Source organism: Chryseobacterium sp. NG-CE01 (assembly GCF_055695505.1).
The window spans coordinates 3,856,271-3,874,897 of sequence record NZ_CM146369.1; the positions used below are offsets into that span (position 1 = coordinate 3,856,271).

The 18,627-nt window shown below is 39.1% G+C and carries 8 protein-coding genes; all 8 read right to left on the reverse strand.

Annotated features, from left to right (window positions below; all coding sequences use genetic code 11):
• Positions 1-3,624 (reverse strand): DUF6443 domain-containing protein, encoded by a 3,624-nt coding sequence (locus ACYT6F_RS17685; protein ID WP_472598940.1) that lies wholly within the window; start codon positions 3,622-3,624, stop codon positions 1-3.
• A 22-nt stretch (positions 3,625-3,646) separates the two neighbouring features.
• Positions 3,647-6,559 carry a hypothetical protein gene (locus tag ACYT6F_RS17690; protein ID WP_472598941.1) on the reverse strand — a complete coding sequence of 971 codons (2,913 nt, stop codon included), beginning with the start codon at positions 6,557-6,559 and terminating at the stop codon, positions 3,647-3,649.
• Entirely contained in the window at positions 6,559-7,749 is a 1,191-nt protein-coding gene (locus tag ACYT6F_RS17695; RefSeq protein ID WP_472598942.1) for a T9SS type A sorting domain-containing protein, read from the reverse strand. Before ACYT6F_RS17695 ends, ACYT6F_RS17690 begins: the two co-directional genes overlap by 1 nt.
• On the reverse strand, positions 7,746-8,300 hold the full coding sequence (locus tag ACYT6F_RS17700; RefSeq protein WP_472598943.1) for a hypothetical protein: 555 nt from the start codon (positions 8,298-8,300) through the stop codon (positions 7,746-7,748). Before ACYT6F_RS17700 ends, ACYT6F_RS17695 begins: the two co-directional genes overlap by 4 nt.
• 671 nt (positions 8,301-8,971) lie before the next feature.
• Positions 8,972-9,640 (reverse strand): hypothetical protein, encoded by a 669-nt coding sequence (locus ACYT6F_RS17705; protein WP_472598944.1) that lies wholly within the window; start codon positions 9,638-9,640, stop codon positions 8,972-8,974.
• 716 nt (positions 9,641-10,356) lie between these two features.
• Complete coding sequence (locus ACYT6F_RS17710; protein WP_472598945.1) at positions 10,357-13,947, reverse strand: DUF6443 domain-containing protein; 3,591 nt, start codon at positions 13,945-13,947, stop codon at positions 10,357-10,359.
• Positions 13,948-13,949: 2 nt separating this feature from the next.
• Positions 13,950-16,736 (reverse strand): hypothetical protein, encoded by a 2,787-nt coding sequence (locus ACYT6F_RS17715; protein WP_472598946.1) that lies wholly within the window; start codon positions 16,734-16,736, stop codon positions 13,950-13,952.
• Entirely contained in the window at positions 16,737-18,344 is a 1,608-nt protein-coding gene (locus ACYT6F_RS17720) for a T9SS type A sorting domain-containing protein (RefSeq protein ID WP_472598947.1), read from the reverse strand.
• Positions 18,345-18,627 lie beyond the last annotated feature (283 nt).

The following is an 18,627-nucleotide window of genomic DNA, read 5'->3' on the forward strand; positions in this document are numbered from 1 at the left end:
TTATTTAGTAAGAAAATTTTTAACTGGTATATTGTAATTTCTTAAATCAACTGGTTGCTTTGAAACCCCTTGAAGAATTTTTTGTATGTATTTTATATCTCCAGTTTCTATTGCATATCTAATTGCTGCGTTCATGCGATGATTACCTTCTGTTAAAATTGTTTTTCCTTCAAGAGTACGAAAGCCACCTCCTGGATTAATAGATTTTCCAGCTTTCATCTGTTGATAATATCCTTCAATTATTGCTTCAGAATTTTTGGACAGCCCTTTTTGTCCACTATATATTCCTGCTCTCTCAGCAAAATTCGCTATCTTATTTCTCATTGATGCATTAGCACTTGTAAATGCTCCCACATGCCCCGTTCCCATTCCAGAACCTACAATACCATATTGTGCTCCAGACCTAATGGCACCACCTACAGAACTTTGCATATAATCTGACATTTGACCTCTCATGTCATCCATTCTTGCCTGTCCGGCTGCATCAAGAGTAAAAGTATTTCGGGTGTTATTATCAAACCATCCGGATAAAGGTTCTCTAATATTATCCTGTACCCAATTGGATGTTCTATCTCTAAATCTGCTTAAAGCATTGCCCGGCGGATCACCCTCTGTAAACTGAGAAAAATTAATATTACCAAAATAAAGAAAGGCTATTGCTTGATCATAAGTAACTGATGTTCCAGTGCTACTTCCTCCACCATTACCACCTATGCTCCCCGAAGACAGAGACCTTGTAAAATCAAAATAATTGGCTACCGCTGAGGATGACATTACGCTGCCGTTATCATCCAGGTATTGGCCTTCATTACCATTGTTATGCGCGGTCCAGTCATAGGTCATCATCCCGTCCGGATCAATGAACCTGACCGGGTTGTTCATAGCATAGGTATACGGTGACCATCTTCTGTAGCTTTCCGCCATAGGATCAATCACGCCCCATCTTGCGATATCAGACATATACATCCTTGCGCCGTAATCGTTCCAGCCGGTTTCCTCCTGCAGCTCTTTGCCGTTGTACTGGTATAAGTACGAAGGGTTTCCTGCCAGTGCATTGTAGCCGGTGTGTTTCATCCCGAAAGGGTAATAGTTGTTTTCTTCAAGAACTTCTGCGCTGCCACTGGTATTTTTAAAGTAGCTTACCCGTACATTTCCCAGATGGTCGGTATAGCTGTAAATATAACGATTATTTTTAAAATCGTAATACCCTTCCGAAGTGGGAACAAAATCTAAAGTAACCGCACCCAGGTAATTGACCGTATACTGAAAGCCGTCCAAATAGTCGGTAGTAGTGGTACGCTCCGATGCAAACTTGATAAAGTAATTGGTGTATTTCTTTCTGAGCTTGGTTCCATCTGCACTATAGGTGTAGTTGGTCCTTACATTCCTTATCTCACTCTGGCCTGTGGCGGTGTTTCTGACGGTGTAGGTAACATTGAATTTTATCTCTCCGGGAAGGTTCAGGTGGTTGTATCTGATATTGACGATGCCCTTGTCTTCATGGCTGGTCATGTTCCCGTTGTTGTCATAAGCTATAGAAGCTCCTGAGGTATCGGGATATCCTCCGTAGTGGGCAGAGTCGTCTGTTACCGTCTGCAGCCTGTTTCCGAGGTAGGTATAGCTAAGGTCGTCGATCTGCTCTTTCATTCCGGAACCTCCTTTTCCGGTTCTCTGCAGGGAAGAGATATTGCCTGCTCCATCATAACTTACCGTTTCGTTATAAAAATCATTCTGCGGAACAGACGTGCCGGGCTCGGAGTAGATTCCTTTTTTCAACCGGTTTAAGGCATCATACTGGTAATTATACCTTCTCAGGACATTATCGGAAGCTGTTTTCCAGTCTATTTCGGTTATATTTCCATTATACAGCCCGGTAGCGCTATTGGTGTTCTGGGGATTGAAGTATTTCAGCTCGTATCCGAAGAGCTGCGTTCCCAGGTTAGCCGGATTGTTCACTTTGGTAACGGTGCCATGGATATCGTAGGTATAATCGATGCTTTGCAGGTTGTTTCCCACTTTTTTGTTGGTCGGCCGGGAAAGGTCGTTATACGTATATTCTGCCAATAATTCCTGCGGCAGGCTGCCCACTTTATGCCACTGTTTTTTCAGTCGGTTCTGGCTGTCGTATTCAAAATTCTGCAGGATGGTTTTTTCGGGATCGCCTGCCAGTCTTTTGTGCAGGGTTCTGGTCTGCAGCATTACCCCTGCAAAATCCAGTTCGGTCTCTGTTTTGGTGTAGCCTCCCAAATGGTTGATCGTGTGCGAGCCGATACTTCTTCCCATGGTATCGTACCAGATATGCGTCTTCGTCCATGCATCTTCGTCCATATTTTTAACGGAGGAGGAAGTGGGCATTCCTTTGGTGCTTCTATAGCTTACGATTCCTGCGGAGCTGAACTGGGCCGGGGTGCTTCCCAGTGTGGCTTTGCCAAAAATGGCGATGGGTTTTGATGGTGCTTCCGGAGCATATTCGTCGTAATAATTAATGGTAAGAATGGTAAGACGATCCGTAGGAAATGCGGTGTTGGTATAGTGCATATTTTCCCCGTTTACTGCCAGTGAAGCCGTTGTTCTGGTTTCATTGTTCAGTACAGGGGCTGTATTAAGAGCATTCTGCAGGGCAATCCGGTCTGAAGTGCTGGCGAATAGCCCGGTGTATGCCGTTCTTCCCAGCCGGTCGTATTTGATAAAAGACCACTCCTTAAGGTGCTGATTGGCATCCTGGGAAAGCACGAGCCTGTTTTGCCTGTCATATACAAGGTATTCCCAGAAGTCCTTGCCGGGAAGTCTTTTCTCCACCAGCCTGTTTTTATGGTCATATTTATACTGGTAACAAAGCTGGTCCAGGATTTCCTGGGTAACCACATTGTTGTTTTGTGTGATCTCTGCATTGGCTTTCGGGGGAATAACCAGCACAAGCTGGTTATAAAGGTTGTACACATAATACGTATCGATCGGGACAGAGCCGTCCATCTTTCTTGCTAAAAGGAGCTGTCCCTGAGAATTTTTGAACTGGATGCTGAGGTTTCCGTCTTCATCCCGGGTTACATTTTTCATGAGCTGGTTGTCGCCAAACCAGCCTACGGCAGGGATTGAAAATGACAGGGTGGCGTTGGCCCAGGAAGAGGTAATGGTGTATTTTTTTACCTGATCGGAAGAAATATTGGTTTCGTAGCTTGATCGGATGGTGTGGCCGGATGCTTTCTTCCAGGCATCTCCCGGAGCGGCAACTTCTACCACCCGATCCAGTGGGGAGTTTTCAAAAATCTTTTCGGAATACGCATTGGAAACTCCGTAATAGGTATTGATATCCGTTTCCGACAGAGTCTGGATTCCCGAGTTGGCAGTGGTCATGGGTAATGGCAGGTAATCTTTGGCCTGCCTGCCCAGCTCGTCATAATAGGAAGGAACGACGAGATCTTTGCCTGAAGGGGTATATTTCACGGAAACCGTTTGCTTCAGCCTTCCCAACCCGTCGAAATACTGTACCGATTCGGCTTTTTTGGAGCCGTCCTCCGAAAGATAGATCCGGGAGTAAATATAATTTTCCGAAGCCGTAGGAGCCTGGGCGCGGAAGATTCCCAACCCCAGTACGATGGCGGATAATATGATTAGTCTTTTCATGTCGTAAGATGGTTATGCAGGGTTATTGTTTATAGTTATACTGATATTCCTTCAGGGTTTTTCCGTTAACATCTTTTACTTTTTCAAGCCTGTTGAAGCTGTCGTAGCTATAGATTTCTCTTATTCCGTTGGGAGGCAGTACATTGGTAACGCCTGCGAGAGGATCATAAGTATAAGCGGTAACGGTAAAGCCTGCCAGTGCGGAGTGATTCTTAAAGTTTTCGAGCTGCGCCAGCAGGGACTCTTCTTTTGCCTGTGCTGTGGAAGGCGTGGCATTGGCGTCTTCGTTGGATGCATTAACAATGCTGTCGATTAAGCTCTGGGGAATGTCGGACAATTTTGCCCCGTCTATCTTAGCGATCGGAACGGTATTGTTATATCCCCAAATGATGGTAGCGGGAGTTCCCGTTCCTGTGGGAGAATCCGGCATTGTGGAATATTGAATGACATGTCCTTTTGCGTCGTATACATCGTATTTTACCAGGGGATAACTGTTGGCCAGATTATCAGGAGTATAGGCCAGCACAGAAGTGGGGTACAGGTTTGAAGGATTATCAAATCGAACTTCACTTTTCGATACGGGAGTTCCGTTCTTACTGACTTCCGTTTCCAACGGGATGCCAACGATATGAGCATTAATAAGTGCGGTGTGGTTCTTGTCTGCGGCATAGCGGTAGGTTACTTCCTGGATCATACCGTCAGAGGCTGTCGTTTTTTCTTTGACCAGGTTATAGCTTCCGGATTCTCTCAGGCTTTCGGAACTGGTGGTTACCGATCTTCCGTTGGGGTCATATGCTTTCGAGACAGAACGCTGTTCCTTTATCCAGGCTGTTTTGGTGTAATAAGTAGGGCCTGAACTTAAGGGAACCAACACGTATTTGGGATCCGCAGTTTCTTCAATCGTATATTCATAGCTTTCATCAGCCAGCCGGTGATGGGTATTATCATAGATTTCTTTCTTTTCCAGTAATCCGCTTTTGGTAATATTGATGTTAGGCCAAAAATTATAAGCTTCTCCAATGCTGTATTGAGGATAAGCAGCCGGCGATTTGTAATAGTATTTGGTATATCCGCCGTTGTCTCCGTTTAATATCTTTACATTTTTATAAACAATTGTTTCCGGTCCCTGGCCCATGTACGTCCCTTCGGAAAACAGGATGCCACTGGAGCTGTTGCTGTTGTCAAACATATCGTATACAAACTTCTGAGACTTTACCGGGCTCTGGGAATAAAAATTGTCATAATACTTAATGCTTTCTATTCTAAGGCCTTCCGTAGGAATGGCATTTTTATAAGGGTCATCTTTAATCGCTATTTCAAAAATTTCAAAATACCCCCTTCCCCCTGTTCCGGTAATGGTAATGGTATTTGCTCCTCCTGTAATGATAAATTTTCGGACAGACATATTAGTCGAAGGTTCAGAACAAATGTCTGTAATGTTTGTCCAGTAGCCTGGTTCGGGAATGGTATAGTCTACTTCCAGTGGTGTCCCGGGATCCAGCCTGGGGTCCGGTGCAAACTTTTCAAATACATTAAAAACGACATAGATTGCTTTAGGGGTTGCAGCACTTCCGCTTACCGTATAATTAAACACCTTAGATTGCCTGGTATCAAAGTTCTGCGAGTAAAGCGGCTTAAGATACTGAAACTGCGGATCTACAAAGCCTCTATACCCAAGATCGCTGATGTATTGTGAAATATTGTCTACCGCATATTCATTCGCTTCAAAATTATATTCTACGGCACCGCCTGTAGGCAGTTTTACCCTCTTTAATGAGCCCACAGGGAAATATTTGGGGTTTTCAATCTCATTCATCAGGGCATGCTGATGCATGGAACAGAGGGAATAGTCCTTAAACTGCCCTAATACCGGACTGTATTCCTTAGACGAACCATTTTCATTGTACGTAAACTCTGTGGTTTCACTTTTAGCCAGATCTTTACTGTATTTCTTGATTTTAGTCAGCATCCTTTTGGAAATGGTTTCATAGAAATTGGCGGGATTGGTAAACGGAAAGTAAACATAGGTAAATTCTACTTTGGAATTAAGATTTCCTGCTTTATCCTTCACTTCAATACGGCTTATTTCAAACGGGTCGTTCAAAGATCTTCTGTAGGTGGGACTAAAATTGTATACAATATCTATCGAACCATTATCTGCTGTAACAATTTGGTTCAGTTTCTGGGTCTGAACAGGAATTCCTGACAGCATAGTTGCAGAGGTATAGGTATCCTGCTGATAATTGTAAGATACAAGTTCCTGCATCTTATAATTGTAGATTTTGGTAAGATAAAATGCACTTCTGTACGCTTTCCCCCAAGTGGTGCCGACCTCTTTAAATTCTGCTACGGAAAACTTATCGAAAACATATACATAGCCTTTGTCGTCTGTAATTTTAAAACTCTTAAAAATAAGGGTGGCATTATTATTTTCTCTTACATATTCAATTTTTAGGTTGGATGGTGTGAGTTTTACAATCTGAAAGGTATTGTTGTCCGTATCCCTTAATACCTTAAACTTCCCGGAATATCCCCCCATATTATAGTAGTAATAATCATCAAAAGGATTTTTATAATAATGGGAATCACTTATCTCATCATACTTTTCATCAATATCGCCGGTAAGCTGCCGGGATATTACCCCGTTACCCAGTAAAGACCAGCCTGATCCTACATCTGATGCTTTTTCGCTGCTCAGCAGGTTTTGGGGATGATAGCTAATGAACATTCCTACTGAAAAATCTTTTGTATTGGTAGGAAGTGAGACAACCGGAAAGGAGATGTCAGGAACTCCGGTGGCATAGGATACCGCAGCATTGGTATAAGAAGATAAGGATGATACTGATGCTTCAGGTTTTGAAAATCCGGTATCTATACTCTGGCTCATCAATACCTGGGCCGCGAATAAAGATAATAGTAAAAATATTGTTCTCATTATTTCTTAATCAGTTTAGCACTCGCTGTTTTGTTATCATTGGTTTTCACGGTTACCAGATACGCTCCCTGAACCAGGTTCTGCGTATTGATCTTGGTAACTCTATTTTTTGTTTTCAGGCTCTGAAGCTGCCTTCCGCCCATATCGTACACAACAATCTCCGCTTCAAAAACCTGCCCTGAGCCTGTTGAAGGTGTGGTCCCTGAGCTTGTCGAAAGGAAGCCGATTTCTACATATGCATAATCTGTTACCGGATTCGGGTAGATCTTAATATCCTGCTTTTCGATCAGCTGGTCAATCTGTCTGTCGCCCAACTTTACAATCTTCCAGTTTTCTTTTCCAAGCTCTTCTGCACTGGTTCCGGCTAGAATTATGGAACCATCCCTGTTCAGCTTAATATCCGAAAGCCTTTCTTCTCTTTTTCTGGATTCGCCCTTTACATGTTTTCTCCACTGTTCTTCTCCTTTTTCATTGAGATACAGCATCCAGAACGTTTCATCGTCAGCTTCTATCCTTCCTTCCGCCTGGGTATAACCTCCCAGTAAAATTCCTTTTGATGATTTATCATCTGAAGCATGCAGTACGCTCATTCCCATCAGCACATCCCGATTCTTAAAGTTGTAGGATTTCTGCCAGATTTCTTCCCCTCTTTCGTTTAAAGAAATCAGCCATAAGTCAGTTCCTTCTTCGATGCCCACGGTTTTATTTCCCGATCTTTCCGATCTTGATTCTCCGCCAACTAAAAAGCCTGTGGAAGTTAAAGCCAATGTTCTTAAATGATCATCTCCTTTCCCTCCGTAATTCTTTTCCCATTCCACATTGCCGTCTTTGGAAAGCTTGATGATCCAGTAATCACCTTCACCGAAATTGTCGCTGGCTTTTGGCATTTGGCTAATAGCTTTCGAAGTGGCGGATCCCGAGCCTGCCGAAGGGTGCATCCCGTTTTCTGCCACCGCTCCGCTTCTCGAATACACTCCGAGCAATGCTCCGCCGTCTTTCGTGGGAATCATCTTTTCTACTTCATCTAAACCTTTTCCGCCTACAATGAGTTGCGATAATTCTTTTCCGTTTTTGTCCAATCGTACAATCAGCACATCTTTGGATCCATAACCAATTGTTCCCTTCGAGAGCCTCAGGGAACGCTGATCTGCTGTTCCGGAATCATTCAAGGGAAGGGAACCGCTCATCATATTACCGGCCACAAGAATCCCATATCGGTAGTTTGAATCACTGCTCTTGCTTCTTCATCTGCTGTACTGCCTATGGTTTTCTGCCACAGTTCATACCCGAACTCATTGATTCTGATTAACCAAAAATCGCTTCCTCCTTTGGAATCATCTTTTTTATCCAACCCTTTACCGCTGAATGACGTTCCGGCAAGAAGAAAACCTCCTTCCTGCGTATTCACTGTAGCGGATAAAAAATCGTGGTTCTGTCCGGAGAAATATTTTTCCCAGACTTCTTCTCCCTGTTGATTGAGTTTGATCAGATGGAAATCGTAACCGTTATTCGGCTGCTGGCTGTTGGCTACTGGCATATTGCTTTTGCCTCCGGCTTTCGAAATTTCACTTTCAGCCCTAATAGAACTGCCGGTTATCAGATATTGCTGGTCAATGGTTGTGGTAACCTGGGAAAGAAAATCCTGGGTGGAGGATTTGATGTCTTTCTGCCAGACTACTTCCTGGGCGGAAATGCTCAGAACGGAGCACAGGAATAAGGCTCCTGAGTAGATTTTATTCATTCTCAATGTTTATTTCGAGTTGTTGATTATTAATTTTTAAATCGCTGCAAAAATATTCTTTTTATTTCTCCCGTAAAAGATATATAATGTCAATTGTATGTGAATATTATCATAGTAATTAATTTATCACTATAATCTTTAAAATTATTGAACAAAGATATTGTGGACATGCGACAAAAGGTGTCGTGTTATTTAATGATGACACACTTTATTTCCAGACCAGAAATATTCTCCAAAATCCGGTGTGAAATTTAGAAGATATGTAACGGACAAAGAAAATGAAATGAGTTTAATCTGATGAAAAAAATGCTGAAAAAAGCTCCTGTGAACAATATTACAGCTAGTATCAGCAGATTATTTTTATTCCTGTCTCAATTGATTTTAAGAAAAATTAATCTTCCATAAAGCCATTTTAATAAAAATAAATTAATGAAAAAAAATTACGGAATTCTTAAGAGATAATCAGATATCTTCAACACTTCTTTTCCGCTGCCATTATTAAAGTAGCTTAATAAGAATTTCCTATATGGTTAAAATATATTGGTTTTAAATTTTTTAAACCCACCGCAATTGCAGTGGGTTTATTTTTATCTGCTCACAGTCGGGAGACTTTGCGCAGCGGGGTTATTTATTATTGCTCACGGATTAAAAATTCGTACGAGCGGGTAATGTTATTTTAATGTATCCAATACATAAATGTCATTCCCTCCAATATCACCATTTTCTAATTGAAACATTTCCCAAAAATTTCCTCGAATGAATATGTCATTACTATTCAAATCTTGTGGTATAGGAAATTCACAATTGAAAACATTTGCATTTTTAATACACTTACATTGTAAATGAACTCGTTCAATTCCTTTAGAATAAATGTGATAATTTAACTTTCCTTCACAATTTAGTTTTTTTAATTGACTTGGCATATAAAATTTATAGCTTACATAATTTGTATTTTTCTTTACAGAATAAAATTTACTCCCTAAGGTATCAATACTTTTATTCTCAAATAAAATATATTGATTTACAAATTCTTTATCATCTATTAGTTTGTACTGCAATTTTGCAAGCAATTCCTTGGTTTTATTGTCGGAAGCGTTCCACCAATTAATTCCAATATTTTTGTCAGTTATATAACCATTTATAGCATAATTTTTAAATATGCCCATTATTTTATATAAAGAATCATTTACTTTATTCTTTTCAATATTTTTCAAAGTTTTCAAATCAGTTGAGATTGAAAAATATTCTGTTGAATTTAAATCATTATAATTTTTAGTTACTTCTTTTTTTTTGCAAGAGAAAATAAATAAAGAACTAAATAATAAAAAAAACTTATTCATAATTATTTTGAAGATTTTAACGAATCTGCTGTTTTGTAAAGCCTTTCTCTGGCTTTATCAGAAGTTTCCCCTTTTCAAGGGCCCATATGGTACAAGTCGTAATGGAAATATAGGTAGTGCTTATCTGATATCATCACTACAAATTTAACCTTTTATGATTACATCAATTTGCATCCAAGCTTATCATATCAAACATAAACCCCACATAAAGTGAGGTTAATGTTGCTAATTACGAGATACTTTTAGGTTATCTTATTACCTACAATAATATACACAGTAAATATTATAATATATCTGTAGAAGTCTATTGTTCATTATCAATACGGATCATATCTGAGTGCAGCTATCCATAAAAGAATACATATTAAAACAAATATCCATACTATATTCCTAGAGTTTTTAACCGTTTTCTTCTTCTCATAAAACATATTAATATTGTCTGTTAAGTCGTTATTGCCTATTATATTGGATAAAAAATAAATTTCAGCATATGTAATAATTATTATAAGAATATAGAAAAACCTACTAATACCAATTATTTTATGGTACAGCAGTGTGATCGGAAAATAAAACAAAAAACCTATTACTAAACAAAATGTTGTTATAGCATAAAAGTTTTTATCCTTATGTTTCTTATAAAAACTATGTTCTTGTAAATAAATTTCATAATATGCATAAAAGAATGCATTCTTTATACAATTTTTCATTAACATATATTAAGGGTGTAAATAATCATACTCATGACTGCCATTGATAGCTGCATTCAATGTCCAGATATTCCAGTAATCCACATTGCTTAAGTCGATCGATAATGCTATACTCGATCCGAAGTACGGAATTCGACCTGCATAAAAGCTTGCCACTGCCTTTGTGATATATCCCGGATGGTGCGATTCAATAAATTGCGCTCCATATATTCCAACACCTAATATACCCACACCCTTGACAAGCCTAGAGTCATTTATTCTGTTTATTGTCCGTACATTGTTTAAAAATTTAACCCCTGAGATATATCTATTCCCATTTAAATATCCGTTAGTTCTATATAAATTATATGTTGTAAATATATTTGTTGAACTAATCATTTTGCCTCTTGATATAAGGCTCTGTGAAATATTCCCTGCAACACCATACGTGCTACCAATAGCAAATGACATTTTTGCCTGTACATCTCCCCCACCATCTAACGCATTAAAATAGGTATTATATCCGCTACTATTGCCACCTACTCCGCCGAATAATCCGATCGTATTGTAAAGAGCCATTGTTTGATTGAAGTGGTCTTGTAACCTTTCCCCCCAATTTGCCGAATAGTTCATCACTACTTCAGGTATTTTTATTTCGGGTATTGGTGCATAAAGCGGTATTCCGGCAATGGTCCCAACTACTTGAAAACCTGGTGAGCCGCCACTACCGCCAGTTCCCCCGCCGAAAGTTGATGAACCGTATCCGGAATAATTAGTAGCAGTACCATTGTAACTCATTGATCCTCCCCAATTATTTGTAAACCCACTTCCAGTATTAGTCCAAGTGGTACCATCAGGAGAACCAAGAATCTCATTCATAAATGCCTGAGAAAGCATACCGGTTGGATCAACAAACATCATCGGATTATTATTTGCGAAATTGTATGGCGATAAACCAGGTAACAGTTCTGTCAACGGGTCCATTACACCCCATCTTCCAAGTTCTGCCATATACATCCTAGCTCCAAAGTCATTCCAACCTGTTTCCCACTGTATCTCTTTTCCGCTATACTCATAATTATAGGAACTATTCGGATTATAGTCTGCTTTAAGACCATAGGGATAAAAATTATTTTCATTTAAAATTTCTGCATTGCCACTAGAGTTCCTGAAATAACTTACCCGAATATTCCCCAACTGATCTTTGTAATTATAAATATAGCTATTATTTTCGTAATCAAAATATCCTTCAGCCGTAGATACAAATTTTAATACAGGATCTGCAAGACCGCCGGAATATAAAGTTTCATACTGAAAACCATCTAGGTAATCGGTCGTCAAAGTACTCTCCATATTTGCTTTACCCGCACCGTATGTATATGACTTTCTGAGTTTAATTCCACTTGCATTGTATAAATAAGAAGTGTTTACATAATAGCTTCCACTAAGTACAGGCGGGCGTGGAACATATGTAGCATTAAATTTGACAGAATTTGGAAGATTAAGGAAATTATAGCTGATTTCTTTTATCCCTTTATCCATTTGACTGGTCATGTTACCATTAGTATCATATGAAATAACCTGACCGGCCGGTACAGGATAACCCGCATAATTATCAGAGCTATCTGTTATACTAGCGAGCCTGTTTCCTGTATAATTATAGACGAGATCATCGATTTGTTGAGCAGTACCTGAAAAGCCCTGTCCGTTTCTCTGTAAAGTAAGTATGTTACCGCCTAGATCATAGGTCACAGATTCGTCATAAAAATGATCTTTCGGTATTGCTACTCCGACTTCAGTATAAGTACCCGCGTTTAATCGGTTCAGGTCATCATACGAGTAGACATACTTTTTGAGTATATTATCTTTACTGCTCTTCCACAAGGTTTCCTCGACGTTTCCACTCTTTTTTCCTGAGGCGTTGCTTACAGGTTTGTAGTAACTAAGCGCTATACTGAACAGTTTACCAGCGTTTTGTAACGGATCATTTATCGCAAGTAGCGCACCTCTTATATCATACCTGTAATCAATACTTTGCAGATTATTACCTACTTTTTTATTAGAAACCTGCGATAGTTCTGTAAATGTGTTTTCGGCCAGCAGAACCTGTGGTTGACTATCTATCTGATGGTAATGCTTTTTTAGTCGGTTGCGATTATCATATTCGTAGGTCTGGGTAATCCTTTTTTCCGTATCGGATACAAGTCTTTTATGATGGACAACCGTTTGCAAAGGCAGACCTGTAAAATCCAAATTCATTTCTGTTTTGGTATAGCCTCCCATATAATTTTCTGAAAAAACACCTATATTCCGTGATTTCCTATCATACCACAGATAGTTCTTTGTCCACTGATCATCTCCAATATTTTTTACAAAACTAGCTGTTGGTAGATTTTTAGTATTGAGACTTTGGGTCATATCATCGCCTATTGTATCTGCTCCCAGTATCTGCATTGGCCTTGCCGGGCTACCCTGAGGATAACTATCGTAATAATTGACTGATAATATACTGCTAAATGTTGTGGGAAAAGCAATGTTCGTATAATAAGTCGTTAAAGCTGATACATTAAAACCTGTATTATTAGTTGTTTCAGAAAGCGAATTTGCATTACTTGCCTGATTCTGCTCATATTCTCTGCCAGCACTCCCATAGTTTTGCGAACTTACGAACATGCCCGTATAAACAATCCTCCCGAAATTATCAAATTTTGTAAACAGCCACTTTTTAGTTTTACCTATGTTCGCATCTTGGGACATAATTACCCGATCTAATCTATCATATACCGCATATTCCCAGCCTTTTCCGGGTAGCTTTTTTTCAACCTGCCTGTTTCGGGTGTCATATCGGTACTGATAACAAAAACTATCCAGCGTATTTTGATTTAATGGCTGAGAGTCAGCTATCGGAGGAATGATATAAACCAATTGATTGTACTTATTATAAACATAATAAGTATCGGCATTTTGAACAGCGATTGTTCGAACGAGGAGTGTTTGTCCTTTTCCATTTTTAAACTCAATTGATGTTTTTCCATCTTCGTCGGTTAATGAGGTTTTGGTAAGTATTCCGGGGCTGTAGTTACCGTTTAATGTCAATTCCTCACTGGTAGCACCATTTTTCCACGAGGTCGTTACGGAATATTTTTTAACATCAGAAGCCGAATTCACATCATAAATAAAATTCGTACTGTAGGCTGCATAGTCAGCTCCCGGTTTCTTTTGAGAGAGGATTCTATTCTTGGGAGAATTTTCAGGTTGGACCGATGAAAAATAGAAGGCATCTGTGCCGTAAGTCTGAGAAGCATTACTTTTTGGATCACCGTAAATCGTACCATCGGTAGTACCTGCCTGGGGTATAGGCAAATAGGACTTCACATTTCTTCCAAATCCATCATACTCTACAGGTATTACTATATCTCTGCCTAGCGGAGAAGCCTTAATATTGATGATCTGCTTTAGTCTTCCTAATTCATCTGAATATTCTACAACTTCGGATTTTCTGCTGCAGTCTTCGCTGAGACAGTTCTTAGTATAAAAATAGTTTTCCGTGGTTGTAAGTGTTTGTGCATCATAAAATGCCGCTACAAACAGGATTGTTACCAGCTTTAATATTTTCCTCATGATTAATAGTGTTTGTAGTTGTACTGATTTTCTTTAACCGTTTTACCATTACTGTCTTTGACAGTGATAAGTCGACCAGCCGCATCATATAAATAACTTATTTTTAAACCATTAGCAGATATAGAATTGGTAATTCCTATTAAAGGATCGTAGGTGCTTGTGGATATATAATACTGCTTTAAAGCGGGATCCAGTCTTACATTTTCCAGAGCAGACAAGAGCATTCCTTCCTTTCCTGGCAAATCTGCATCAGCATCAGACGCCGCAATAGCAGCGGTAATGACAGGCAAACTTGAAATAGTGCCGTATGTGGCACCAGCAATCTGGGCAATCGGAAGTGTTTTGTGATAACCCCAGATGGTGACAGTGCTGACACCTGCTCTATCTGTTGACTGAACGACGTTCCCTTTCTCATCATAAAGGTCAAACTTCATTGTAGTTTCAGGAGCCTGTGCCAGATCAGTGGTAACAATGGAGGTTGGGTAGTAATGAGTTGTGCTTCCATATAATGTCTTAACGCTAGAGACAATAGTACCATTATCTTTGATTACCGTTTCCAGTGGCAGTGAAATCATGTTGGCATTCATTAACCTTGCATCCGACACATCCTCAGCATACTTTATTATCGCTTCCTTTATATTTCCGTCTTGTGCGATAAGCCTTGAATGAATCTTCTGAAAATTAACGGGACTGAAGACTGCTTCATTTTCCGTAATATAATCGGAATTACCAAGCTTTGAAATATTCCTTTCTTTCATATGGGAAATATAGGCAGGTGTGAACTGATGATAACCGTTAATCTGAGGTTTTGCATTAGGAACCTCCGCAAATGTGTAGATATATTCATTGGTATCCAGCAGCTGATTCTGTGAATTATAGATTCTTTTTTCAGTTAGAATACCTTGAGATGTCAGATTAAAATAAGGCATGATGTAGTTTCCAACTGTAGGATCAGCATACTCATATGGAATCTTATAATAGTAATCTGTATGTCCATTGGTTTGATTTCCGGCGATCTCAGTTTCTCTTACATTCTTGTATATTACGTAAGGATATACAGGATCATCAATTAAATTTCCCGATGACGAATTGGGGCTGCTAAAGGAATTATATTCGTATTTTATCTGTTTCACTATATCAGCGTCTTCGTAGTAGGTAATGGATTTTACTCTTGCTCCATACACTACGGGATGAAAATTTTTGTACGGCTTTGGTACTGATTTTAATTCCACAATTGCAAAATTCCCGGTTCCACCCCAAAAATTAATCTTGATCTTATAGGTTCCCGGCTTGAGCTTGTAATACTTACCATAAGAAGTGCTGGTACAGGCATTTTGTGAGGCATCAGTGGCAATAACGGTATTGCTTGCGTTAAGGACTGAAAAATTAAAAGCGACGGGCTGTCCATGTTGTGTTACCCCGTAGTCAATTCCTTCATCTAAACCACGTCCAACCATTACGGTATAGGAAACACCCGGCGTTCCATGCACAGTAAATGAGTATTCTCGGGTATTATTGGTGTCAAATGGTATGTTACCCGTAGTATCATAATATTGATTATATGGATCAGTATATTCATTGGCATTTTCAAAATCCATCGCTGAATAATCCATATATTCCTCATTGGCTTCATAAGCATATTCTACCCTGCCTCTTGTCGGAAAATATATTTCTTTAAGAACTCTGTATACATATTTTTGCGGATTAATAAACGGGATCGGACGCGGACAAAGTTCATTCCCAAACTGAGAATATCCGTTATCATCAATATACCCGTATTGGGTATCTGACCCGTCTCCATAGCCGAACGAGGTACTTTCTATCTGGCTGCTATTTGAATCCATTTTTTTTAATACTGTCAAACCATTAAAAACATCGATTGTCAGATCATATTTCGATATGGATTTATCGGCTGTGGTTAATAATTCAACAGTCCTAATGGTGTAGTACTCTTTATTTTGATTCCCGTTATCGGCATTTTCATTATAATCATATGTGAATTTCAGCTTTCCTTCCGATGTGGAAATTGTATTAAGCTTATTGACTTTATATTTTATTGCTGTTGAACCGTATGGATTTAATGTTGTTTTCGTTTTAAGATCATACATATAAGTAATCAATGTACGTCCGTTAACATCGGTAACGGTAGTAGGGACGTAGGATGTCCTTTGATTCTTTAAATCCTGCAAAGGATGATTTTGAAAAGCCGTAATATTGTAAGCGTTAAAATTATAGATCAATCCCTTGTCGTCCGTAATTTTAAAGGAGTTGATGATAAGCTTGGTAGAAGTCTGATCCCGTACAAATTCGATCTTCAATTTACTGGCGTTGAGGTCATACAATTTTAATTCTCCGGTAGTTGCATCCTTATAGATTTGAAACATCCCGTTAAAGCCCGGAATGCTATAATAAAAACGGTCCGAATTCTGTTGGGTTAAATTGCTGATTTCGGTAAACTCATTATTTTTTGCACCGCTCTCTTTGGAGATAATCGCACCTTTGAACATTGTCCAGCCCAACCCTACTTCTGTTGGAGCCATTACACTTCGCGAATTATAAAGATGGTATGATAAAGAAAGTGCAACTGTTGCCTTTTTATCATCTGATTCTAACGTATATAACGGAATATCTACGGAAGGTACTCCCAAGGCAGGTGAAGCCTTATATTTAATATAGCTTTGAATAGAAGACGATGTAGGTTCAGGATTAGTCAAGTCCTGACCTTTTACTTTAACAGTAGCGGCCAGCGTAACGATAGCCGCCAAGTGAACGAAAAAATTCTTCATCATTTATTTTTTAATTATTTTAGCACTAGCGGTATTTTGTATATCTGTTTTAACTACAATAAGATACGCGCCCTGAATAAGATTTTGCGTCATAATCTTTGTAACCTTATTTTTTGTCTGTAGACTTTGAAGCTGTCTGCCTCCCATATCGTAAACAACAATTTCTGCATTTTTAAAATCAAAACCGATCTCAACATAACAGTAATCTGATACCGGATTTGGATAAATTTTTAGGTCCTGTTTTTCGATCAGCATATCAACCTGCCGGTCTCCCAGTTTAACGATTTTCCAGTTTTCTTCTCCGAGATGGTGTGCGCTGGTCCCCGCTAAAACAATTGATCCGTCCCGATTTAATCTCAAATCCGATAAACGCTCCTCCTTCTTTTTTGATTCTCCCATTACATGTTTTCGCCATTGCTCATTGCCGTTTTGGTCAAGATACAGCATCCAGAAAGTTTCATCATCATTATCCATCTTGGCTTCTGCCTGAGTATACCCCCCTAATAAAATTCCTTTGGCACTTTTTCCGTCCTCTGTACTAATCACGTTCATTCCCATCAGCACATCTCTATTTTTAAAGTTGTACGATTTCTGCCATTGCTCTTCACCTTTTGAGTTAATAGCAATTAACCAAATATCTGTTCCTTCCTTAGTTCCGACCGTTTTATTTCCAGATCGTTCTGATCTCGAGCCTCCCCCGATTAGATATCCGGAAGAAGTAACGGCAGCTGTTTTTACATGATCATCTCCTTTACCGCCATAATTCTTCTCCCATTCTATTTTGCCTTCTTTATTCAGTTTTACAATCCAGTAATCACCTTCTCCATTGTTTTCTGTAGATTTTGAGGTGTACGTAACAGTTACCGGATTTTTTTTGTCGTCACTATTAATAATAGTCCTGTTTCCGGTTGTGGCGCCACTTTTTGAATAAATCACCAGCAATGCCCCTCCATCTATTGTTGGGATCATTTTTTCCATTTCGTCCAAACCCTTTCCTCCTAATAACAGCTCTGAAATTATTTTACCATTTTTGTCAAGTTTTGTAACAGTAATATCCTTCGACCCAAATCCTCCGGGACCATTTAGTATATTTCCTGCAACCATGAATCCTAAATCTGTAGTCTGAATTACAGCCCTAGCTTCTTCATCCTTAGCCGTTCCTATCGTTTTCTGCCACAGTTCATCACCAAATTCGTTGATTCTGATCAGCCAGATATCCGAACCGCCTTTGGAATCATCTTTTTTATCCAACCCTCTACCGCTGAATGACGTCCCGGCAAGAAGAAAACCTCCTTCCTGAGTATTCACCGTAGCCGATAAAAAATCATGGTTTTCCCCTGAAAAATATCTTTCCCAAATCTGATCACCTTGCTGATTGAGTTTGATCAAATGAAAATCGTAACCATTGTTGCTCTTACCTTCTGAAGTAATTTTTGGGGATCGAATTGAGCTTCCTGTTATTAAATACTGTTGATCAATGGTTGTAGTAAGCTGGGAAAGAAAATCCTGTGTTGAGGATTTAATGTCTTTCTGCCAGACTACCTCCTGGTCCTGGGCTCTGATCCCAAGAATAGAGCATAAGAATAATGCTCCTGAGTAGATTTTATTCATGTCAAATATTTATTTGAGTTGTTGATTATTAATTTTTTAATTGTTGCAAAAGTATTCTTTTTATTTCTCTCACAAAAGAGATATAATATAAAGTTTTTGTGAATTTAATCAGTTCAAATGATACTTTTTTGCAAAATTATAAGGCAATAACGACAAAACATGTCGTTTTATATACGTGAATAATATATAGTAAAACACCATCAGTAGTAAATAGAAATTCAAATCATAATACAGCTATAAAGTCGTTATACTTTTTCTTAGCTATATATTCTTATGCGAAATT

Coding starts and splice junctions, on each gene's coding strand:
- ACYT6F_RS17685 (WP_472598940.1), bottom strand. CDS start 3,624: ATGAAAAGACTAATCATATTATCCGCCATCGTACTGGGGTTGGGAATC.
- ACYT6F_RS17690 (WP_472598941.1), bottom strand. CDS start 6,559: ATGAGAACAATATTTTTACTATTATCTTTATTCGCGGCCCAGGTATTG.
- ACYT6F_RS17695 (WP_472598942.1), bottom strand. CDS start 7,749: ATGATGAGCGGTTCCCTTCCCTTGAATGATTCCGGAACAGCAGATCAG.
- ACYT6F_RS17700 (WP_472598943.1), bottom strand. CDS start 8,300: ATGAATAAAATCTACTCAGGAGCCTTATTCCTGTGCTCCGTTCTGAGC.
- ACYT6F_RS17705 (WP_472598944.1), bottom strand. CDS start 9,640: ATGAATAAGTTTTTTTTATTATTTAGTTCTTTATTTATTTTCTCTTGC.
- ACYT6F_RS17710 (WP_472598945.1), bottom strand. CDS start 13,947: ATGAGGAAAATATTAAAGCTGGTAACAATCCTGTTTGTAGCGGCATTT.
- ACYT6F_RS17715 (WP_472598946.1), bottom strand. CDS start 16,736: ATGATGAAGAATTTTTTCGTTCACTTGGCGGCTATCGTTACGCTGGCC.
- ACYT6F_RS17720 (WP_472598947.1), bottom strand. CDS start 18,344: ATGAATAAAATCTACTCAGGAGCATTATTCTTATGCTCTATTCTTGGG.